The organism is Bacteroides sp. AM10-21B, from assembly GCF_003472565.1.
In the GTDB taxonomy this organism is placed as follows: domain Bacteria; phylum Bacteroidota; class Bacteroidia; order Bacteroidales; family Bacteroidaceae; genus Bacteroides; species Bacteroides propionicigenes.
Window position 1 is genome coordinate 305,221 of the sequence record NZ_QRME01000006.1, and the last position, 22,538, is coordinate 327,758.

General features: G+C 48.0%; 14 protein-coding genes. 6 read left to right on the forward strand and 8 right to left on the reverse strand.

All coding sequences use genetic code 11. From position 1 onward, the window contains the following. Positions 1–194: 194 nt before the first annotated feature. The 6 genes from DW121_RS10180 (at position 195) to DW121_RS10205 (ending at position 11,076) form a co-directional block, all read left to right on the forward strand. A complete protein-coding gene (locus DW121_RS10180) occupies positions 195–3,317 on the forward strand; it encodes a SusC/RagA family TonB-linked outer membrane protein (protein ID WP_117713304.1) in 3,123 nt (1,040 codons plus the stop codon). Between the two features lie 29 nt (positions 3,318–3,346). Then, positions 3,347–4,948: a RagB/SusD family nutrient uptake outer membrane protein gene (locus DW121_RS10185; protein WP_117713287.1), complete on the forward strand. Its 1,602-nt coding sequence runs from the start codon at positions 3,347–3,349 to the stop codon at positions 4,946–4,948. Between the two features lie 122 nt (positions 4,949–5,070). Continuing rightward, on the forward strand, positions 5,071–5,349 hold the full coding sequence (locus tag DW121_RS10190; protein WP_117713288.1) for a LysO family transporter: 279 nt from the start codon (positions 5,071–5,073) through the stop codon (positions 5,347–5,349). Then, a complete protein-coding gene (locus DW121_RS10195) occupies positions 5,346–5,951 on the forward strand; it encodes a lysine exporter LysO family protein (protein WP_117713289.1) in 606 nt (201 codons plus the stop codon). Before DW121_RS10190 ends, DW121_RS10195 begins: the two co-directional genes overlap by 4 nt. 19 nt (positions 5,952–5,970) lie before the next feature. After that, positions 5,971–9,123, forward strand: coding sequence for a glycoside hydrolase family 2 TIM barrel-domain containing protein (locus DW121_RS10200; protein ID WP_118323687.1), 3,153 nt, complete (start codon positions 5,971–5,973; stop codon positions 9,121–9,123). A gap of 15 nt (positions 9,124–9,138) precedes the next feature. Beyond that, positions 9,139–11,076, forward strand: coding sequence for an MGH1-like glycoside hydrolase domain-containing protein (locus tag DW121_RS10205; RefSeq protein ID WP_118323688.1), 1,938 nt, complete (start codon positions 9,139–9,141; stop codon positions 11,074–11,076). 218 nt (positions 11,077–11,294) lie between these two features. Here the strand turns inward: DW121_RS10205 and DW121_RS10210 are convergent, their stop codons facing one another. The 8 genes from DW121_RS10210 to infB form a co-directional block, all read right to left on the reverse strand. Next, positions 11,295–13,496: a sodium-translocating pyrophosphatase gene (locus DW121_RS10210; RefSeq protein ID WP_117713292.1), complete on the reverse strand. Its 2,202-nt coding sequence runs from the start codon at positions 13,494–13,496 to the stop codon at positions 11,295–11,297. Positions 13,497–13,621: 125 nt separating this feature from the next. Then, a complete protein-coding gene (locus tag DW121_RS10215) occupies positions 13,622–13,942 on the reverse strand; it encodes a heavy metal-binding domain-containing protein (protein WP_117713293.1) in 321 nt (106 codons plus the stop codon). Between the two features lie 62 nt (positions 13,943–14,004). Next, the gene (locus DW121_RS10220; RefSeq protein ID WP_118323703.1) at positions 14,005–15,216 is read right to left on the reverse strand and encodes an aminotransferase class V-fold PLP-dependent enzyme; all 1,212 of its coding nucleotides are present in this window, start codon (positions 15,214–15,216) and stop codon (positions 14,005–14,007) included. Between the two features lie 38 nt (positions 15,217–15,254). Further along, a complete protein-coding gene (gene sufD, locus DW121_RS10225; protein WP_118323689.1) occupies positions 15,255–16,598 on the reverse strand; it encodes a Fe-S cluster assembly protein SufD in 1,344 nt (447 codons plus the stop codon). A 31-nt stretch (positions 16,599–16,629) separates the two neighbouring features. Further along, positions 16,630–17,385 (reverse strand): Fe-S cluster assembly ATPase SufC, encoded by a 756-nt coding sequence (sufC, locus tag DW121_RS10230; protein WP_009120284.1) that lies wholly within the window; start codon positions 17,383–17,385, stop codon positions 16,630–16,632. A gap of 134 nt (positions 17,386–17,519) precedes the next feature. Beyond that, positions 17,520–18,974: a Fe-S cluster assembly protein SufB gene (gene sufB, locus DW121_RS10235; protein WP_117713295.1), complete on the reverse strand. Its 1,455-nt coding sequence runs from the start codon at positions 18,972–18,974 to the stop codon at positions 17,520–17,522. Further along, entirely contained in the window at positions 18,974–19,480 is a 507-nt protein-coding gene (locus DW121_RS10240) for a CvpA family protein (RefSeq protein WP_117713296.1), read from the reverse strand. Before DW121_RS10240 ends, sufB begins: the two co-directional genes overlap by 1 nt. 101 nt (positions 19,481–19,581) lie before the next feature. Next, positions 19,582–22,536 carry a translation initiation factor IF-2 gene (gene infB, locus DW121_RS10245; RefSeq protein ID WP_117713297.1) on the reverse strand — a complete coding sequence of 985 codons (2,955 nt, stop codon included), beginning with the start codon at positions 22,534–22,536 and terminating at the stop codon, positions 19,582–19,584. Between the last annotated feature and the right edge of the window lie 2 nt (positions 22,537–22,538).

The following is a 22,538-nucleotide window of genomic DNA, read 5'->3' on the forward strand; positions in this document are numbered from 1 at the left end:
TCTGTAGATAGGATTAAGCAATTATACTACTATATATCAATAGATTACAAGTATTCATGTAGATTATAAAAGAGCAGAAACGTCCTATTTGTAGGCTATTTGTAGATAACCTTTATTAGTAAAGCCCATTAATATCATCTTAATTTGGCATTGTGGAAAACAAAAAAAATATTAACCTTAAAAAACTTATTCAAATGAGTAAAAGTAATGCTTTTAAAGAAAGAACAATCCAACTGTTCCTTTTCTTTGCTTTTATGTTACCTGTATGTACATGGGCACAAAGCATCCAGTTGACAGGTACAGTAACCGATACATCCGGCGAAACAGTCATCGGTGCCAGTGTACTGGAAAAAGGAACCACCAACGGTCTTATTACAGACATTGACGGTAACTTCTCATTAACCGTATCACCCAACGCAACAATCGTAATCTCTTATGTGGGTTATACAACACAGGAAATCCCTCTCAACGGCCGTAAAACATTAAACGTTGTTTTAAAGGAAGACAACGAAATGCTGGATGAAGTAGTTGTCATCGGCTACGGAACCATGAAAAAGAGCGACATGACAGGAGCCATTTCTTCGGTGGATACGGAGGAATTAACCAAACGCGCCACAACCAATCCTGCAGAAGCCCTTCAAGGCAAGATTGCCGGTGTAAACATTATGAAAGCCGGTGGCAATGCCGGCGCCGGCGTATCTGTAAAAATCCGTGGTGTGAAATCATTCGGAAGCAACGAACCTCTCTACATCATCGACGGTTTCCCCGGTGATATTGACAATGTCAATCCGCAAGATATTCAGTCTATGGAAGTTCTGAAAGACGGAGCCGCAGCTGCAATCTATGGTTCGGTAGCCGCTAACGGGGTTATCATCATCACTACCAAAAACGGAAAGAAAGGTGAAACACACATCGACTTTAATACTTATTTAAGCGTAACTCAGGTTGCCAATAAGTTGGAGATGACCAATGCAGAACAGTACAAGAACACTATCAAAACAATGTTCGAGAATTACAATGCACAGTATCCCGACGATGCGGAAACAATTCCCGCATATGTTACTTCCAATACGGGTGTAAACACTGACTGGCAAGATTTGATGTTGCGCAATGGTCTTTCACAGAACTATATGTTCAGTGTACGCGGTGGTGGAGAGACAGCGCAATATTCCGTATCTTACAACCATGCGGATGACAAAGGTATCTTCTTGGGTAACGACTATCGTCAAGATAACGCCCGTATGAAAATGCACATGAGCAAATACATTTTTGACATTGATGCCAATCTTGGCTTACGCTATACCAAAAGCAAGCAACCGCAATACAGCCTGAAAGAAATGTATGCTTCCTCTCCGTTGCTTCCCGTTTATGATGAAACAGAGAAGTACGGTTTCGGTCTGGCATCCACTCATCAATTGCCTGCCAACAACAACGTTATGGCAGACTACACTTTCCGTAACGCTGCTACCAAAAAATTCTATACCACAGCCAACGTCTCTTTAGGCGTAAAATTGGCTCCGTGGCTTAACTTCAAGACCAGCTATGCCTATCGCGGTGTACACTATCGTTATGCCTTGCACTACCCTGACTATATATCCAACGGACAAAATCCCTACAATTACCCTTATCAACAGGAAGATACTTACTATTGGGAAGAGCAGGTTATAGACAATGTGCTGACTTTCAACAAAGAGTTCGGCAAGCACAGCTTGAATGTGATGGCAGGCTCTTCTATCACTTCCACCAAATATACTGAAAACGGTGTAAACGTAACCGGTAAAACCACTAAATACTATGTAGACCAAAATGGTAATCTCGCAAACCGCGAGGAACCTGCCGGTTTCCTCGATCCGAGTTTCAGCACTATCAATGCAGGTATCGGCGGTACTTTTGCAGGTGACGGCTACAACTATAAATACAACCGTGCCTCTTTCTTCGGCCGCATAAACTACAACTACAACAATCGTTATCTTGTCCAAGCTACCATGCGCTATGACGGTTCTTCCAAATTCGGTTCCAACAACCGTTGGGGTTGTTTCCCGTCTGTAGCTTTGGGTTGGAGAATCAGTGAAGAGGATTTCTTCCCGAAAGACATATTCATAAATAACCTGAAGTTCCGTGCCAGTTGGGGACGCTTGGGTAACGAAAATGCTTTAGGATACTATGATTTCCAAGCACTTATAACCTCTTATAACCGTCACGAAGGCGGATACATACAGGGTGGAAACGCATGGCCGGGCTCCGCATCTTGGAATATTGAGAGGAATGACTTGAAATGGGAAACTACCGATACAAAGAATATCGGTTTCGATCTCGGTATGTTTAACAATAAACTGACGGGTAGCATCAACTACTACATCAATCAAACAGAAGACCTTCTGATAACCAAACGCTTGTCTCCTTCCGCAGGTTACGAGAATCCAATTTTGAACGTAGGAAAGATACGCAATACAGGTGTAGAACTGGAACTGAACTGGAGTGATAAAGTAAAAGATTTTGAATACAATATAGGCTTCAACTTTGCCACTACCAAGAATGAAGTGGTGGAATTGGCAGACAAAGGCCAAGCATTGCCCGCCACAGGTTTATTGTACGACACCGACCACGTCCCCGCTTATGCCAAAGAAGGTAAGCCAATCAGCGGTTTCTATCTGTATCGCACAAACGGTATTTTCCAGAGTGACCAAGAAGCTGCCGAATATGTCAACAAAGACGGCGAACGTCTTCTACCCAATGCCAAAGCCGGTGATATCCGTTTTGTAGATTCAAACGGTGACGGTACTATCGATGAAGACGATAAAGAATACTGTGGTACAGGTATTCCCAAAGTAGAAGCCAACCTAAACTTTTCAGCTGCCTATAAAGGCTTCGACCTTTCATTGAGCTTGGGTAGCGCGTGGGGGCATAAGATTTACAATGGTAACAAATACTTCTACCAGTCAATGAGTGCTCCTACCAATATGTTGAGCAGTGTAGCCAATGCTTGGACACCGAATAACAAAGGTACCGATATCCCGCGTGCCGTTTATAACGACCCCAACGGTAACTCCCGCGAGTCTGAACGTTTCCTTGAAAACGGCAACTTCGTCCGTCTGCGTCAAGCACAAATAGGCTATACTTTACCTACTTCTTTGTTGAAGAAAGCACACATTGAGAAACTCCGTTTCTATATCAGCGGCGATAACTTATTTACCATTACAGGATATGACGGCATTGACCCAGAATTCTCTACCAGCAGTCCCGTCAATTCAGGTATTGACAGACACATTTATCCGTTTACCCGCTCATATACGGTAGGTGCACAACTTACATTCTAACCATTACAAACAGATATATACATAAGAATATGAAAAAATTTATATATTTGGCAAGCTTATGCCTCACAATGTCTTTCGCTTCCTGCGACGACTTTCTAACCGTATCTTCTCCCGACGAGTTGACCACCGACAACTTCTGGAGAAATCAAGAAGACGCCGAAGCTACCATGGCTTCAGTCTACGCACAGCTTTATCATGGTGACGCCTATGCCACCAGTGAAGTCAGATGGCCGGTAGAAGCTTTCCGTACTGATTTATACGCTATGGGAAATGATGCCATCAACTATCAGACTTGGACAGACATTTATAAATTCACGTATACTAACGGTAATACGCAATTCTCTTATTATTACCAAGACCTTTATCGCGGAATCAATTTTGCCAATCAGGTATTGGAATTTGTTCCCCTGATACCCGAAAGCGGCATTACTACCAGCAAACGGAATGAGTTGATAGCTGAAGCCCACTTTATGAGAGGTTACCTTCATATGATGTTAATATTAAATTGGGAAAAGATTATCATACGCGACAAATATATCAACAATCAGGATGAATTAAACCTTCCTCTATCCGACCGTGTAACCTGCTGGAATTTTGTCATCGATGAGCTTAAATTAGGAGCAGCTCTTCCATCTGAACGTCCCAGCACAGAAGCCGGACGCGCTACATCCGGAGCAGCCAACGCTTATTTAGGCTTCGCTTATTTAACGCGTGCATACGAAGAACCGGAGCAAGAAACAACTTTCTTGAAAGACGCTCTGAATGCCCTGAACGAAGTTAAGAACTATGAATTGGTAAGCGGCAATGATTTGGTCGATATGTTCAACGGCAGAAACAAAAACAGCAAAGAGTCCGTTTTTGAACTGCAATATAGTTCAAACACAGATAACGGTGCCAGATACTATTCTTACGTTCACCAATTCATAGCAAGCAAGCAATTGGGCGGCTGGGACGAAATCCTGCCTAATGATTTCCTGATGAACGAGTTTAAGAAAGAAGGCAGAGTCAGACCCGGTGGAACTGCAGGACGCTACGACCAACGCTTGTACAATACTGTATATTTCCTCGACGAATATTTCACAGAAGAGGAAGAAGAGACAGTGATAGGAAAGAAATACAGTTACTGGTTCGCTGATAAGTACATTTATCCCAAGGATGAAGAAGGCAACAACATTAAAGACGAAGATGGGGATGCGTTAAAAGAACCTGCACCCGACGCTAAGTTGATTGACCGCCCGGCCTTCCGCCGCTTCACTCCTGCCACAAAAAAAGAACTTAAAACAAGATGCGGCTTCAACATTCCTTTAATGCGTTATGCCAACGTACTGCTGATGAAAGCCGAGGTATTGAACAAACAAGGCCATCCCGAACTGGCGATTCCTATCATCAACGACATCAGAAGAACCCACGGTGATATGCCCGCCATGTCCGGAACTACTCAGGCAGAAGTTCAAGCCCAAATAGAACACGAACGCATCATAGAGTTTCCGTTGGAAAGCTATCGCTGGTATGATTTGCGTCGTTGGGGCAAACTGGAACAACAATTAGGCAGCCGCGGTTTTGTGAAGGGTACACATGAATTCTTCCCTATCCCATTGTGGGAAGTCAACGCTAACCCTCAGGTTCAATAACCTAATCCGGCAATCCAGACAAGGCGGCATATGCCTTCGGGTAATACCGCCTTGCCTTGTTTGATTCTTGCCTTTGCGCAAATTACATTATCTTTGCCCAATAAAATTAAACGACAATAGATATGTTTACAATTATCGGACTTATGCTCACAGGAATGCTGCTGGGCTACTTCTTACGGAAACGGAATTTACGTAAAATTCATACCATTATCACAGTGCTAATCTGGGTACTTCTCTTCATTCTCGGCATTGAAGTAGGCGGAAACGAGCAAATTATCAAAGGGCTGCACACTATAGGAATGGAGGCTGTTGTATTGACTCTGGGCGGAACTTTGGGAAGCGTCATTGCCGCTTGGGCATTGTGGAGAGCTTTATATAAAAGGAAAGGAGAAGAAGCATGAAAGGAAGTCTCATCATAGTCGGTTTCTTTGTGCTGGGTACGCTTTGCGGAGTTTTCCACCTGATACCCGTTGACCTCATCATGGACAGTCAAATCAGTTTCTATGCTCTTTGTGCATTGATGTTCAGTGTAGGACTGAGTGTGGGTAACGATCCGCAGACGCTGAAAAACTTCCGTTCACTCAATCCACGGTTAATCTTCCTGCCCATAATGACCATACTGGGTACGCTGGCAGGCTCTGCAGCAGTCAGCCTGCTCCTGACACACCGTTCCGTGACGGACTGTCTGGCAGTCGGTTCGGGATTCGGGTATTATTCGCTTTCCAGTATCTTCATTACCGAATACAAAGGAGCTGAATTAGGAACCATCGCTCTGTTGGCAAACATTACCCGTGAGATACTTACTCTACTGGCAGCACCGTTATTGGTGCGCTGGTTCGGCAATCTGGCCCCTATCTCCGCCGGCGGCGCCACAACGATGGATACTACGCTTCCTATCATTACCCGCACGGCAGGACAACAATTTGTAGTAGTTTCCATATTCCACGGATTTGTAGTCGATTTCAGCGTACCGTTTCTGGTGACTCTGTTCTGTTCGATATAAACCTATAATTAAGAAAACCATGAAAATCAAACTTTATACATTCTTACTCTCTTCGCTACTGTGTACAAGCGCTTTGGCAGATAACGAGCCTTGGCAAAACCCGCAGGTGAACGAAATGAACCGGGAACCGATGTATGCGCACTTCACCCCCTTTGTAGATGAAGCCGGCGCAATGAAGCAACGCGGACTGCCCGCCGACCAACGCTTCGACCTGAATCCCGCCGCCGAACGACGTGTCTCATTGAACGGCACTTGGAAGTTCCTTTTCTCGAAAAACAACGAGTTGTGCCCTGCAGACTTCCATAAACCCGGCTACAGTACACGCAAATGGAGCAAGATACAAGTTCCCGGAAGTTGGGAACTACAAGGTTTCGACGCTCCCATTTATACAGATACCCGTTATCCTTTCCCACCCAATCCACCCTACGTACCTACCGACTATAATCCTGTAGGCGCATACATCCGTGAATTCACCGTGCCTGCCGATTGGAAAGGCATGGACGTCTTCCTTGATTTCGAAGGAGTAGAATCCGCTTACTACGTATGGGTCAACGGAGAACTCGCCGGTTATGCCGAAGACAGCCGCCTGCCGTCGCACTTCAACATCACCAAGCTGCTGAAAAAAGGGAATAACAAGCTTGCTGTAAAAGTGTTCCGCTACAGTGACGGCTCTTATTTGGAGGGTCAGGATTACTGGAAGTACAGCGGCATAGAACGTGATGTCTATCTTTATGCACGCCCGCAAAGCCGTGTAAAGGATTTCCGCATGACCTCTGAACTGGTGAACGGCTACAAGGACGGCGAACTGCAATTAGACGTCATCCTCCACTGCCCCCAACCCGGCGAAACGGTAGAAGTGAAAGTCATGGATGAGGGAAAGGTTGCTTACAAACAAAAGAAAACTATTTCCACCGCCACTGACACGTTGTTCAGCCAACGGCAACTCTTCCCCAATGCCCGCGCATGGAACGCCGAAACACCCAACACCTATACATTGGTAGTGAACCACTTTGATGCACAAGGCAAACCACTGGAGTCTTTCACTCACCTCTTCGGCTTCCGTACCGTAGAGATGACGAACGGTATGCAGATGATTAACGGCAAGGCAGTACTCTTCAAAGGAGTGAACCGCCACGAACACGACCCTCACAAGGGACGTACCATTACCGTAGCATCCATGATACATGACATTCAGCTGATGAAACAGTTCAATCTGAACGGTGTACGCAACTGCCACTACCCCAACAATGCCCCCTGGTACGAACTCTGCACCGAATTCGGCTTATATATGGTGGACGAAGCCAACATCGAAAGCCATGGAATGATGTTCCACAAAGACGAAACCCTCGCCAACTATCCCGATTGGGAACTGCCGTTCATGCAACGCATGAGCCGCATGATAGCCCGCGACCGTAACTGCACCGCCATCGTCACATGGTCTATGGGAAATGAATCGGGCTATGGCAAACACTTCGAGACACTCTATGACTATACAAAAAAGACAGACACAACACGTCCCGTGCAGTACGAAGGCGGCGGCTATGATGCAAAGAGTGACATCTACTGTCCCATGTATGCACGTATATGGTCGCTTCGCCGCCATATCAACCAACGCGACAAGCGTCCGATGATTATGTGCGAATATGCTCATGCCATGGGCAACAGCGTGGGAAACTTCCAAGATTACTGGGATTTGATTTATAAATACGACCAACTGCAAGGCGGCTTCATCTGGGACTGGGTGGACCAGACCTTCGCCATCAAAGACCGGAACAACCGCGATATATGGGCATTTGGCGGTGATATGGGCTTCGTGGGTGTTGTAAACGACTCCAACTTCTGCGCCAACGGACTGGTAGCTGCCAACCGCACCCCGCATCCGCACATCTATGAAGTGAAAAAGGTATTGCAATATATCCACTTCGCCCCCGTAGCTTTCACAGCCAACAAAATAAAAATAACCAACCGGCACGACTTCATCGGACTGGAAAGATACCGACTCCGCTGGGCGGTAGAATGTGACGGCAAAGCGGTACAAAGCGGCGAAACAGACTTCCCCGTCATCGCCCCGGGAGCATCTGCCGAAATAGAACTTCCGCTGGAAGCATTGCCCGCTGACGGCAGAGAATATTTCCTTACCCTGCGTACCTTCACCAAACATGAAGCGCCATTAGTGCCGAAAGGACATGAAGCGGCTATCGAACAATGGTTACTGCCTTCTGCACAGATTGCAAAGACCGCAGAGCCTGCCAACGGTATACTTACGGTAGAACGCAGCGACAGCGCCGTCCTGCTGAAAGGTAATAACTTCCAAGTGCGGTTCTCCACCCGCAACGGTGAAATGACGAGCCTTGCCTACAACGGAAAGGAGATGGTGAAACAAGGCCTGCAACCCAACTTCTGGCGTCCGCTGACCGATAATGACATCCCCACCGGACACCTTGACCGCTGCGCCACTTGGAAAACGGCCGGACGCGATGCCCGACTGACGGATTTGAAAGTTACAGAAAACAAGCAATCGGCAACTCTCACTGCCACTTACCGTATGGAAGCACAAGACTCCCGCCTGCAAACCGTATACGATATACGCCCCGACGGTGCTGTCCGCGTAACCATGCACTTCACGCCCGGCAAAAAGCCACTGAGCGAAATGCCGCGACTGGGTATGCGCATGATACTGCCTGCCGAATACGAAATGATGTCTTGGCTGGGACGCGGACCACAGGAAAACTATGCCGACCGCAAAACAGGCGCACTCATTGGAGTATACCAATCTACGGTGTGGGACACCTTCCACCCCTATGTACGCGCCCAAGAAACAGGGAACCACTGCGATGTGCGCTGGATAGCCCTGCGTGACGCCTCCGGAAACGGTCTGTTAATCACCGGTGAGCAACCGCTCAGCATCAGTGCCTGGAACTTCCCGATGGAAGACATCGAATACCGTCCGTCACAAATAGAACGCCGTCATGGAGGAAGCATCCTGAAGAAAGACATGGTGTGGCTCAACATCGACTACAAACAAATGGGCGTAGGCGGTGACAACACTTGGGGAGCGCAGGTACATCCCGAATACACCATCACCCCGCATGAATGGAAGTACAGCTTCACCCTGCAACCGCTCGGCACACAACAAGATGCCGCCCGACAGGCACATAAATGTTTGTTCTAAAAAAGCTCAAAAACCATGCTACATAAAGTAAGATATTTCATCTGCCTCTCGCTGCTGATTGCAGGCATCACAGCCTGCCAATCAGGCAGCAAGGCCGTTACCGAAAAGAGGTACACCTTCAACAATATTCTGGACATAGCCTACACTCCCGACACACTGCACCGTTGCTACGGCTGGTTCACCGATGCCGGTTCGTGGATGGGATTCACCCTGCCCGAAAAGGACAAATGGGTAAACGGGTTCTGCGGTCCTTTCAGCCTTGATATGTTCCGCCGCCAATGGATTGCCCGGTCCGCCGTAACAGTGAAGTTTGCAAAAGCTCCCGAAACAAGTTTCGTTCCCGACTCTACGTGCTACTATCCGGGCGAGCTGTATATGTCTGCGCATTCCGGCAAAGGCACAATCAGCCAACGCCTCAACTTCATCGATGCCACTACCGCCTTGCTGCGTATCAACACCGACAGTAAAGAAGGGTTAGTATTTACAGGAAGCCAATGGGGCAAGGATGTCACGATAAGCGTAGAACAGAATTCAGTCGTAGCACATCACCCCAGCGGTGAAAGCGTGGTCCTGACATTCATGTCCGATGTAGTTCTGGCGCAACTTGACAATAACTACACCGCCACACTGCACACTCCGAAAGAACAGACTAATGTAGTCATTTCTTTCTTCACCTCCGAAAAGGAACTGACCGCCGGCATACAAAACACCATCACGGTACTCAATAACCCGGAAGAAGCCATACGCGCCAACTCCGAACGCTGGGAAGGCTACCTGAAGAAGATTTTACGCACTGACATGAAACCCGAATACGACCGCATCGCCGTGAAAGCCGTAACAACGCTTATCGCGAACTGGCGGACACATCGTGGCGGACTACTGCACGAAGGTATCATCCCCAGCCATGCCGTAGGTTACTTTGTAGGCTTTTGGGCATGGGACAGCTGGCGCTTCAGTGCGGGAACCGCCAAGTTCGATCCCGAACTGGCCAAGAACAACATCCGCGCCATGTTCGACTACCAGCAGCCTGACGGCATGATAATAGACTGCATCTACACCGACCCGTCCGAAAACAATGCCCGCGACAGCAAGCCTCCTTTGGTGTGCTGGGCGGTGGACGAAATCTTTACGCACACCGGTGATACCGCTTTTGTGGCGGAGATGTATCCGCAGTTGCTCTCTTACTACAAATGGTGGTACAAGAAACGCGACCATAACCAAAACGGAATGTGCGAATACGGCTCTACCGACGGAACGCTCGAAGCTGCCGCATGGGAAAGCGGCATGGACAATGCCATCCGCTTTGACGATGCCGTAATGCTGAAAAACAAAGGTGCCAGCGATGCTTGGAGCATGGATCAGGAAAGTGTGGATCTGAATGCCTATCTTGCATTGGAGTGCAAGCTGCTGAAGAAATTCGCCGGACTGCTGAACACCGCCTTTGACGCCCCCGACTATGGCGACAAGGTTGCCGACTACTTCTTCGACAAGGAGATGAACTTCTTCTTCGACCGTCGCCTGAAAGACGGCTCTTTCGTACGCGAACCGGGATGCGAAGCCTACACCCCTTTGTGGACGGAAGTTGCTACACAGGAGCAAGTAGACAGTATGCTGCCTATGCTGCAAGATACCGCCAAGTTCTCTACTTATATCCCTTTCCCGACGATTGCCGCAGATAATCCCAAATACAATCCCCGCGGATATTGGCGTGGACCTATCTGGTTGGACCAGACGTATTTTGCCATTCGAGGATTGCGTAACTACGGTTATAACGAACTTGCCGACCGATATACGTTGCAAGTGTTTGAGCGTCTGAACGGATTGAAGGAAGGAGCCCCAATACACGAAAACTATGGAACCCACACAGGTGAACGCCTGAAAGCCCCACACTTCAGTTGGAGTTCATCGCATCTGCTGATGATGTACGATGACTACGGGAAGAAACTGAAGTAACTGACTTTCCGATATTAACATAGGAGGATATTTCTGTTCCTTCCTATAAAACCCGAAGTACCGACGGTTGGAATAGAAAATACCAACCGTTGGTACTTCGGGTTTTATACGTCGGTACTTCCTGTACCAACCGTTGGTATTTACAGTTTCACTCTTTGGTACTTACAGTTTCCCCCTTTGGTACTCTTTTCTTCAAAGTAGCAGAAGTTATGCGGCTATCAGAACAAACTCCAAGCCACGGTAAGCCCCGCCATCACGATGGCTACCATACTCATCAGCTTGATAAGGATGTTAAGGCTCGGACCGGAGGTATCTTTAAACGGGTCGCCTACCGTATCGCCCACAACCGTGGCTTTATGCACTTCGCTGCCTTTGCCGCCGAAGTTGCCCTCTTCTACATATTTCTTGGCATTGTCCCACGCGCCACCGGCATTTGCCATAAAGATAGCAAGTACGAATCCGCTGCTAAGCCCGCCGATAAGCAGTCCCAGCACACCGGGAACACCAAAAATAAGTCCGGTCAGAATAGGAGCTACAATTGCTATCAGTGAGGGAACTACCATTTCGCGCTGCGCACCTTTCGTAGAGATGGCCACGCAACGTTCATAATCGGGTTCCGCCTCACCGGTCAGAATACCTTTTATCTCACGGAACTGACGGCGCACTTCGTCTACCATATGAGCGGCAGCACGACCTACGGCATTCATCGTCAATCCACAGAACAAGAAAGCCATCATACTGCCGAGGAACATACCCGAAAGGACTTTAGGATTCATCAACGTAACATCGTAATGGTGCATGAAGTCAAAGAAAGTAGCATCGTGCACAGACACCGCTTCACCACCCACAAAGATGTCGGTAGTACCCAAACGGGTCAGTCCGATACGAATTTCCTCAATATAAGATGCAAGCAAGGCAAGCCCTGTCAACGCAGCCGAACCGATAGCGAAACCTTTACCCGTGGCGGCTGTTGTATTTCCTAAAGAGTCGAGCGCATCGGTACGCTTGCGCACTTCCTCGCCCAGACCGGACATTTCCGCATTACCGCCGGCATTGTCGGCAATAGGTCCGTAAGCATCCGTAGCCAATGTAATGCCCAAAGTGGAAAGCATACCTACGGCAGCGATACCGATACCGTAAAGTCCCAAGCCTACATTGGCAAAGTCGAATCCGGAAGCAAAAAGATAAGAAGCAATGATGCCCACCACTACGGCAATCACCGGAATAGCGGTAGAAAGCATGCCCAAACCGATGCCGGAGATAATGACAGTAGCCGGTCCCGTCTTGCCGCTCTCACTCAACTTCCGGGTGGGACGATAGGATTGGGAAGTATAGTATTCCGTAGAACGTCCGATAACGATACCTACCACCAGACCTACAACTACCGAACAGGAAATCCACATCCAGTTATCCAGCTTCAGCAGCCAAAGGATAAGGAAAGTGGCAACGACTATCAATACCGAGCTCAAGTTCGTACCGAAAGCAAGGGAATTCAGCAAATCTTTCATCTTGGCATTCTCTTTAGTGCGTACAGAGAAAATGCCTATAATAGAAAGGATAATTCCTACAGCCGCAATCAGCATCGGAGCGATAACGGCTTTAAACTGCATCAGCGTATCTCCCGAATGGATAAAAGCCGCAGCGCCAAGAGCGGCCGTAGCAAGGATAGAACCGCAATAGCTCTCGTAAAGGTCGGCGCCCATACCGGCAACATCGCCTACATTATCGCCTACATTGTCGGCAATGGTTGCGGGATTGCGCGGGTCGTCCTCGGGGATACCGGCTTCCACTTTACCTACAAGGTCGGCGCCTACGTCGGCAGCTTTCGTATAGATACCGCCGCCCACACGTGCAAACAGGGCTTGTGTAGAAGCTCCCATACCGAACGTCAGCATCGTAGTGGTGATGATGCAAAGTTTATGGGTAGGTGTCATCACATCCACAGGGATAACTGCGTTGAGCAGCAGATACCAGAAGGAAATATCGAGCAGGCCAAGCCCCACTACAACCAGCCCCATTACCGCACCACTGCGAAAAGCGACACGCAAACCCGCATTCAATGAGTTGCGTGCAGCATTTGCCGTACGTGCCGAGGCATATGTAGCCGTCTTCATACCGAGAAATCCGGAAAGACCGGAGAAGAATCCGCCTGTGAGGAAAGCTATCGGAACCCAAGAGTTCTGCACTCCGAAGCCGTAGGCCATAATCGAGAAAAGAATCACCAGCCCCAAAAACACCCAGCCCACAATCTTATATTGCTGGCGGAGATAGGACATGGCTCCCTTGCGCACCGCAGCGGCAATCTTAACCATTTGAGGAGTTCCCTCACTCTCTTTCATCATCTGACGGTGGAAATACCAGGCAAAGCAAAGTGCCAGAACGGAAGCGGCTGGAACCAGCCAGAAAAGCAATTGGTCCATAGCATAAATCGTATTAAAAGGTTGAACGAAAGCCTAAAAATATTGATTTGAAATGAAATAAGCAAACGATTAACCGAATTTATGCTAAGGAACAAAAACCACGGGGGTATGTCAAAATGCTCCCTTTATTCTATCGTTACCGCCGTACCGCAGGCAGTTACCATCAACATACTGCCGCTACCGCCTACTGTTTCGTAATCAAGGTCAACGCCAATCACAGCGTTAGCACCCATCAGACGGGCTTGTTCCTGCATTTCGCGAAGTGCCGTGTCTTTAGCCTCGCGAAGTACTTCCTCGTACGAACCGCTGCGCCCGCCTACCACATCGCGGATACTGGCAAAGAAATCACGAAAAACATTGGCTCCGATAATCGTCTCACCACTGACGATACCAAAATAACGGGTGATACGGCCACCCTCAATAGTGTGAGTTGTTGTTACTAACATAATTCTGTATTTTAAGTTCTTAATACATTAGACGCACGAAACCCCAGAAAAGTTGCAAAACATCAAAACATTTTGCTGACACGCTCTATGCCCGCCACCAATATATCTATCTCCTCTTTCGTATTATACAAGCCGAACGAAGCGCGTACCGTTCCTTCAATGCCAAGACGTTGCATCAGCGGCTGTGCACAGTGATGTCCCGTACGTACGGCAATGCCGAGACGGTCGAGCAAAGTACCCATATCGAAATGGTGGATATCGCCTACAAGGAAAGAGATAACACTGCCCTTCTCTTTGGCCTCACCGAAGATGCGCATACCGGGAATCTCTTTCAGGCGGGCCATAGCATACGCGGTCAGTTCGTGCTCATGGGCGGCGATTTTCTCCATACCGATGGCAGAAACGTAATCCAATGCTTTGGCAAGCCCGGTCGTACCGATATAATCGGGTGTCCCAGCCTCGAACTTGAAAGGAAGTTCGTTGAAGGTAGTCCGTTCAAACGATACGTGTTGTATCATCTCTCCGCCACCCTGATAAGGAGGCATCTTGTCGAGCCATTCTTCTTTACCGTAAAGCACGCCCACACCGGTAGGGCCGTACACCTTATGACCGGAAAAAACGTAGAAATCCGCATCCAGGTCCCGCACATCCACCGGCATATGCGGAATGGACTGAGCGCCGTCTACAAGCACGGGAACGCCCTGTTCGTGGGCATAGCCTATCATTTCCCTGACAGGATTTACAGTACCCAGCACATTGGACACATGCGCCACGCTGACAATCTTTGTACGCTCGGAAAACAGCTGTTTGTACTCGTCCAACAGAAGTTCTCCTCTGTCATTCATCGGAATAACTTTAATGGCAATCCCCCTCTTGGCTGCCAGCAACTGCCAGGGAACGATATTGCTGTGATGCTCCATAACGGAGAGAATCACCTCATCGCCCTCCTGCATAAACTCTTCGCCGAAGCTGGACACAAACAGATTGATGCTCTCCGTTGTACCGCGGGTAAAGACGATTTCATTCGTACTGCCGGCATTGATGAACTTCCGCACCGTCTCACGAGACGCTTCGTGCAGCTCCGTAGCTTGCTGCGAAAGAAAATGCACACCACGATGCACATTGGCGTTGACCGAATAGTACTCATCCGTAATGGCATCCACCACCTGACGGGGCTTCTGTGTAGTCGCGCTGTTATCAAAGTAAACCAACGGCTTACCATATACCTCGCGGGAAAGTATCGGAAAATCAGCTCTTATCTTTTGAAGGTCCATATCTTTTAAATTATGAATGATGAATGGAGGATTCTTCATTATTTACATATCGCGCACCCCTGACACTTGTTCAGTTCACCGCGGAAACGTTTCTCTACCAGCAGATGCAGGCGGTCTTTCAAGGCATCCAGACGGATTGTATCAATCACCTCATTTACGAAGGCAAACATCAACAACAAACGGGCTTCATGCATGGAGATGCCGCGTTGCTGCATATAGAACAGGGCGCTTTCATCAAGCTGGCCTACCGTAGCGCCATGACTACACTTTACATCATCGGCATAAATCTCCAGCTGCGGCTGAGTGTACATATGCGCTTCACGAGTGGCGCAAAGATTACGGTTCGTTTGCTGGGAACTGGTATGCTGTGCATCAGGACGTACCAGCACCAGACCGGCAAAAGCGCCGACAGACCGGTCGTCGAGCACATACTTAAAGAGTTCATTGCTGGTGCAGTTGGGCACTGCATGATCTATGGTGGTATTATTGTCCACATGCTGGTTCTTATCCGCAATAGCCATGCCGCAAAGATTCAGTTCGGCACCCTCGCCGGCAAGCGTAACTTCGGTTGTATTACGGGTAGTACCGTTGTGCAAAGTCATTCCATTCAGCAAAACGTTGCTGTTAGCTTCTTGCCTGACATATAAGCTGCTGATACGTACCGTACTGGTGTGCGTCTCTTCCAATTCATAGAAATCGAAAGTGGCATTCTCACCGATGAACGCCTCTACCACTTGCGTTGCAAGGAAATTTACGCCGTCCATTGCATGGTCGCATGCCAGAAGACGGGCTTGTGCACCTTCTTCCAAAATAATGAGCACCCGGCGGTTCACCATAAAGTTGACATCACCGCGCAGGATATTCACTAATTGAATAGGCTTTTCCACTACCACATTCTTAGGAACATACAGCAATACACCGTCTTGCGCAAAGACTGTATTAAACGCCGTCACTCCATCTTTGGAAGTATCCGCCAGCTTGCCGTAGTATTTCTTCACCAACTCCGGATGATGTTCCGCCATATCCTTCAGACTGCCGAAAATAACACCTTCGGGCAAATGCGACTTGGGCAAAGCCTTGCTATAAAAAGCATCGTTCACAACAAAGTAAAGGGAAGTGCTCATATTCGGCACATCGCACTTGAATACTTCGTAGGGATTGACAGGAATCTCCAAACGGTTCAGGTTCAAACCGTAGTCGGGTTCAAAGAACTTGCTGACATCGGTATATTTATATTTCTCCGTCTTACGGGTGGGAAACCCCAGCCGCTCGAAGTCGGCAAACGCGGCAGCACGCGGAGCGTTCAGCACCTCGGTGCTGTGGCGGCATATCATCGCTTCCGTTTGGGAGAAAAGGTCTATATATTGTTGCTCTACACTCATGTTATCTAATTATGAGTTCATCATTCATAATTTACAATTCACTTGCTTCTTTCTTTATCCAATCGAAGCCACGTGCTTCAATCTCCTTCGCCAGTTCGGGACCGCCTGTCTTTACGATGCGACCGCCAAGCAATACATGGACGGTATCCGGTTTCAGATAGTCCAGCAGACGTTGATAGTGAGTAATAACCATTGCACTGGTCCGGGGAGTCTTCAGCTTATTGAAGCCATCGGCTACAATACGCAAAGCGTCTACATCAAGACCGGAATCCGTCTCGTCAAGAATGGCGAAGGTAGGTTCCAGCATGGCCATTTGGAAGATTTCGTTACGCTTCTTCTCACCACCGCTGAAGCCTTCGTTCACGCTACGGTTGGCAAGTTTGTTATCCAACTCGACAATGGCGCGCTTCTCACGCATCAGTTTCAAAAATTCACTGGCAGACAAGGCGGGCAGATGGCGGTATTTGCGCTGTTCGTTAACGGCAGCGCGCATAAAGTTCACCATAGAAACGCCCGGTATCTCCACCGGCATCTGAAATGAAAGGAAAATACCTTCATGGGCACGGTCTTCGGGACTCATAGCCAAAAGGTCTTTACCGTTGAAAGTTACAGTACCGCGTGTAACCTCGTATGCAGGATGTCCCACCAGCACATTACTCAAGGTACTTTTTCCGGCTCCATTTTGTCCCATCAGGGCGTGTACCTCACCGTCACGAATTGTAAGGTTGATACCTTTCAATATTTCTTTGCCATTGATGCTGGCATGCAGGTCTTTTATCTCTAACATTATACTTTTAAATTAAGAATGAAGAATTAAGAATGAAGAATGACCATGCGGCATAACAGTGCGTGGTCCATTTCATCATCCTTAATTCTCCATTGTCTATTTTAATTCTTCATTCTTCATTCTTAATTCCTCATTTATCCTACGCTTCCTTCCAATGAAATAGCCAACAATTTCTGAGCTTCTACGGCAAACTCCATAGGCAGCTTGTTGAGTACTTCCTTTGCATAACCGTTTACAATCAGCCCCACCGCATCTTCCGTGGAAATGCCTCGCTGATTGCAATAGAATATCTGGTCCTCGCTAATCTTGCTGGTAGTTGCCTCGTGTTCTACAATAGCCGTCTCATTATGGATATCCATGTAGGGGAAAGTATGCGCACCGCATTTATCACCCAGCAGCAGTGAGTCGCACTGGCTATAGTTGCGGGCATTGTCCGCCTTTTGGGCAACACGCACCAGACCGCGATAAGAATTCTCGCTCCGTCCGGCAGAAATACCTTTGCTGACAATAGTGCTGCGGGTATTCTTTCCGAGATGAATCATCTTTGTACCGGTATCTGCCTGTTGATAGTTATTGGTGACCGCTACACTGTAAAATTCCGCCGTAGAGTTGTCACCTGAAAGGATGCAAGAGGGATATTTCCATGTAATGGCCGAACCGGTCTCCACCTGTGTCCAAGACAGTTTGCTGTTTATGCCCTTGCAGTGCCCGCGCTTCGTTACAAAGTTATAGACACCACCCTTGCCTTCGGCATCTCCCGGATACCAGTTTTGAACGGTACTGTATTTCACTTCGGCACGGTCGTGTACCACAATCTCCACAATAGCGGCGTGCAATTGGTTTTCATCACGCATCGGCGCCGTACATCCTTCCAAATAAGAAACGTACGAATCATCATCGGCTACAATCAGCGTTCTCTCAAACTGCCCGGTATTGCGGGCATTGATACGGAAGTAAGTAGACAATTCCATCGGGCAGCGTACCCCCTTCGGTATATAGACAAAAGAACCGTCGGAGAACACCGCAGAATTCAGTGCCGCAAAGAAATTATCACGATACCCCACTACCGAACCCAGATATTTCTGCACCAAATCGGGATGCTCGCGTACAGCCTCGCTGAACGAACAGAAAATAATCCCCTTTTCCATAAGCGTCTCCTTGAAAGTTGTCTTTACAGACACAGAGTCCATTACGGCATCCACCGCCATACCGCTCAGCGCCATTTGTTCCTCCAAAGGAATACCCAGCTTATTAAAGGTCTTGACCAACTCAGGATCCACCTCGTCCATACTTTTAGGCCCGTCCTTCTTCTTGGTAGGGTCGGCATAGTATGAAATGGCCTGATAATCTATCTCAGGAATACGGAGATGCGCCCATGCAGGCATCTCCAGCGTCAGCCAGTGACGGTACGCTTTCAGACGGAACTCCAGCAACCACTCGGGTTCTTCTTTTTTCTCAGAAATCAACCGCACCACATCCTCATTCAAGCCACGCTCGATGATATCTGTGTGCACGTCGGTCGTAAAACCGTACTTGTACTTCTCCTGAGTGAGTTCCTTTACATATTTATTGGGTTCTTCTTGTTGCATTATTCATTCAATATATATTGTTCTGTAACATGCTTAGCCGCGGGAAAGAATATCCCGGCAAACGACTTCATAGGATAATATAACACCGATTCCTCCTTTTTTGTTTGGCTGAGCAGCGTATTGTCTGCATCCATAAACTCAATGACACCAACCAGCAGGCTCACCAGCAACAAAGACTTCAACGCCCCCAGCCCGGAACCCAGCCAACGATTCAGCCAGCCAAGCGAAACCGCTTCCATTGCTTTTGTCAGCAGCGCGGCTACCAGTGCAAAAGCTAGCGGCACGGCTATCCAAATAGCGATGAATGCCAGCACTTGTGCCACCGTCATCGAATCGGTAACCTTAGAAAATACATTTTCGGCCACGGAAGCATACAAAGTCTTTGCCGCCAGCAAGCCGACAATCAGCCCCAGCAGAGTGGCCAGTTGCTTCACAAATCCTTTCATGAAGCCGACAACCGCTCCCGCACCGACAATTACCAATATTACGATGTCTATAACAGCCATATATGATATTAAAAAGGCACGGATTACACGGATAAGCACGGTTTTTCTTTTAACCAATCCGTGAAATTCGTGTAATCCGCGCCTAAAAATTTATTTTTTTCTTACAAAGTCTGTTTTACCTCCACTTCTTCGTAAGATTCTATAATATCTCCCACCTTGATGTCATTACAGTTTGTCAGGCTGATACCGCATTCAAAGTTGGTACCTACTTCCTTCACATCATCCTTGAAGCGCTTCAAAGCATTGATGTTTCCTGTGAAGATAACGATACCGTCGCGAATAAGACGAGCCTTGTCGCTGCGTTTCACCTTTCCGGTCTTCACCATAGCACCTGCCACGAGACCCACTTTGGTAATGTTGAACACTTCGCGAACCTCGATAGTTGCCGTAACCTGTTCCTTCAAAGTAGGCGCCAGCATACCTTCCATGGCAGCCTTCACCTCTTCAATGGCATCGTAGATGACAGAGTACTTGCGAATATCCACACCTTCCTGTTCCGCCAGCTTAGCGGCAGCGCCCGAAGGACGAACTTGGAATCCGACAATAATCGCATCCGAAGCGGCAGCCAGAGATACATCCGATTCGGAGATAGCGCCGACACCCTTATGGATAACGTTCACCTGTACCTGTTCGGTAGACAGTTTAATCAACGAGTCGCTCAACGCTTCAACAGAGCCGTCTACGTCACCCTTCACGATGATGTTCAGTTCGTGGAAGTCGCCCAATGCCAAACGGCGGCCTACTTCATCCAATGTCAACATCTTCTGTGTACGCAAGCCTTGTTCACGTTGCAACTGTTCACGTTTGTTGGCAATTTCACGCGCTTCCTGTTCTGTTTCGATTACGTGGAATGTATCACCTGCAGCCGGCGCACCGTTCAAGCCCAGAATCAAAGCCGGTTCCGAAGGACCTGCCTCTTTCAGACGCTGGTTACGCTCGTTGAACATGGCTTTCACCTTACCGTAGCTTGTACCTGCGAGCACAATGTCACCCATCTTCAAAGTACCGTTGGACACCAGCACCGTAGCTACATAGCCACGACCCTTATCCAATGAGGACTCAATGATGGAACCGGTAGCACGGCGGTTCGGGTTTGCCTTCAAATCCAGCATTTCAGCTTCCAGCAATACTTTCTCCATCAAATCGCTTACACCAAGACCTTTCTTGGCGGAAATATCTTGAGACTGGTACTTGCCGCCCCATTCCTCTACAAGGAAGTTCATGGCAGCCAGTTCTTCTTTAATCTTATCGGGATTGGCGGTAGGCTTGTCAATCTTGTTGATGGCGAACACGATAGGCACACCGGCAGCCATGGCATGGTTGATGGCTTCTTTGGTCTGCGGCATCACGTTGTCATCGGCAGCTACGATGATGATGGCAATATCCGTTGCCTTGGCACCGCGGGCACGCATAGCGGTAAACGCCTCATGACCCGGAGTATCGAGGAACGTAATCTTACGTCCGTCTTCCAACGTCACGTGATAAGCGCCGATGTGCTGTGTAATACCACCCGCCTCACCAGCAATAACATTCGCCTTACGGATATAGTCGAGCAATGAAGTCTTACCGTGGTCTACGTGACCCATCACCGTTACAATCGGAGCGCGATGCTCTAAATCTTCTTCGGCATCTTCTTCCTCAACGATAGCCTGGGCTACTTCCGCACTTACATATTCAGTCTTGAAGCCGAATTCTTCCGCCACCAGATTGATTGTTTCGGCATCCAGACGCTGGTTAATGGAAACCATCATGCCGATGCTCATACAAGTAGCGATAACCTGCGTAACGGAAACATCCATCATGCTTGCCAACTCATTGGCAGTCACGAATTCGGTCAGCTTCAATACCTTGCTTTCCGCCATTTCCTGGTCTTCCAACTCCTGCATACGGTTGGATGCCATATCACGTTTTTCCTTACGATATTTCGCGCCCTTATTCTTGCCTTTAGAGGTCAGACGTGCCAACGTCTCCTTTACCTGCTTTGCTACATCCTCTTCACTTACTTCCTGCTTGATTACAGGCTTCTTGAAGCGGTCTTTGTTCTTGTTCTTACCGGCCTGCTGGTTATTGCCGCCTTGTTGGTTGCCACCTTTCGGACGATCGTTTCCGCCACGCTGGAAGTTGGACGCGTTGTTGATATCCACTTTTTCCTTGTTGATACGGACGCGTTTCTTCTTGGCATTGGGATCGTTGCTATCTTTCGAATCCTTCGTCTTATTGTCATCACGACGGATTTCCTTGATAATAGCTTCTTTCATCAGCTTCTTCTGATCCTGACGCTGCTTCTCTTTTTCTTCGCGCTCCTTACGTTTTTCCTCTTTCGATTTCTTCTTCGGGCGTGTAGACTGATTCAGCGCAGCAAGGTCTATTTGTCCGATGACGTTAATCTTCGATACAAACTCCGGCTGATGTATTTTAAATATCTCTTCTTTATCTTCTGAAACCATCTCTTCGGTTACAACGGGAGCCGGTTCTTCCTTAGGTGCTGATACAGGTTCGGCCACCACAGGCACAGGTTCTTCCTCTACAACGGGAGCCGGCTCAACAACCGGTTCCGGTGTCGGCTCGGGCTGAGGTTCGGGAACGGGTTCCGGTTTCGGAGCCTCAACAACAGGTGCAAGCTCTTCTGCCTTCACCTCTTCAACTACCGGTTTTTCCGGTTCTGCTTCTTTCTCTTTTTCCACAGTATGTTTACGATTCAGTTTATCCAAATCAATTTTACCGACAGGCTTAAACTTCGGACGTACATCTTCGGGAACCACAGTCTTTACAACCTCCTCAGCTTTGGGTTTCTCTTGTGTTTCCTTGTCATAACCGTCAATAGACACTGATGCCTTGTTACGGTCCTTACTCTGACGTTCCTGAATGAAACGTTCCGTTTTCAATTTAAGATCCTTATCTGTACTAAACTCTTTCACGAGCAAGTCATACTGCTCGTCGGTAATCTTCGTATTGGGGTTTGTTTCAATCGCATACCCCTTCTTTTGCAAGAACTCAACTACCGTCGTGATTCCTACATTTAAATCTCTTGTTACTTTATTTAACCTTATCGTCATAC

What these genes read in the sequence shown, in the direction of transcription:
- DW121_RS10180 (WP_117713304.1), top strand. Translation starts at nt 195, where the DNA reads ATGAGTAAAAGTAATGCTTTTAAAGAAAGAACAATCCAACTGTTCCTT.
- DW121_RS10185 (WP_117713287.1), top strand. Translation starts at nt 3,347, where the DNA reads ATGAAAAAATTTATATATTTGGCAAGCTTATGCCTCACAATGTCTTTC.
- DW121_RS10190 (WP_117713288.1), top strand. Translation starts at nt 5,071, where the DNA reads ATGTTTACAATTATCGGACTTATGCTCACAGGAATGCTGCTGGGCTAC.
- DW121_RS10195 (WP_117713289.1), top strand. Translation starts at nt 5,346, where the DNA reads ATGAAAGGAAGTCTCATCATAGTCGGTTTCTTTGTGCTGGGTACGCTT.
- DW121_RS10200 (WP_118323687.1), top strand. Translation starts at nt 5,971, where the DNA reads ATGAAAATCAAACTTTATACATTCTTACTCTCTTCGCTACTGTGTACA.
- DW121_RS10205 (WP_118323688.1), top strand. Translation starts at nt 9,139, where the DNA reads ATGCTACATAAAGTAAGATATTTCATCTGCCTCTCGCTGCTGATTGCA.
- DW121_RS10210 (WP_117713292.1), bottom strand. Translation starts at nt 13,496, where the DNA reads ATGGACCAATTGCTTTTCTGGCTGGTTCCAGCCGCTTCCGTTCTGGCA.
- DW121_RS10215 (WP_117713293.1), bottom strand. Translation starts at nt 13,942, where the DNA reads ATGTTAGTAACAACAACTCACACTATTGAGGGTGGCCGTATCACCCGT.
- DW121_RS10220 (WP_118323703.1), bottom strand. Translation starts at nt 15,216, where the DNA reads ATGGACCTTCAAAAGATAAGAGCTGATTTTCCGATACTTTCCCGCGAG.
- sufD (WP_118323689.1), bottom strand. Translation starts at nt 16,598, where the DNA reads ATGAGTGTAGAGCAACAATATATAGACCTTTTCTCCCAAACGGAAGCG.
- sufC (WP_009120284.1), bottom strand. Translation starts at nt 17,385, where the DNA reads ATGTTAGAGATAAAAGACCTGCATGCCAGCATCAATGGCAAAGAAATA.
- sufB (WP_117713295.1), bottom strand. Translation starts at nt 18,974, where the DNA reads ATGCAACAAGAAGAACCCAATAAATATGTAAAGGAACTCACTCAGGAG.
- DW121_RS10240 (WP_117713296.1), bottom strand. Translation starts at nt 19,480, where the DNA reads ATGGCTGTTATAGACATCGTAATATTGGTAATTGTCGGTGCGGGAGCG.
- infB (WP_117713297.1), bottom strand. Translation starts at nt 22,536, where the DNA reads ATGACGATAAGGTTAAATAAAGTAACAAGAGATTTAAATGTAGGAATC.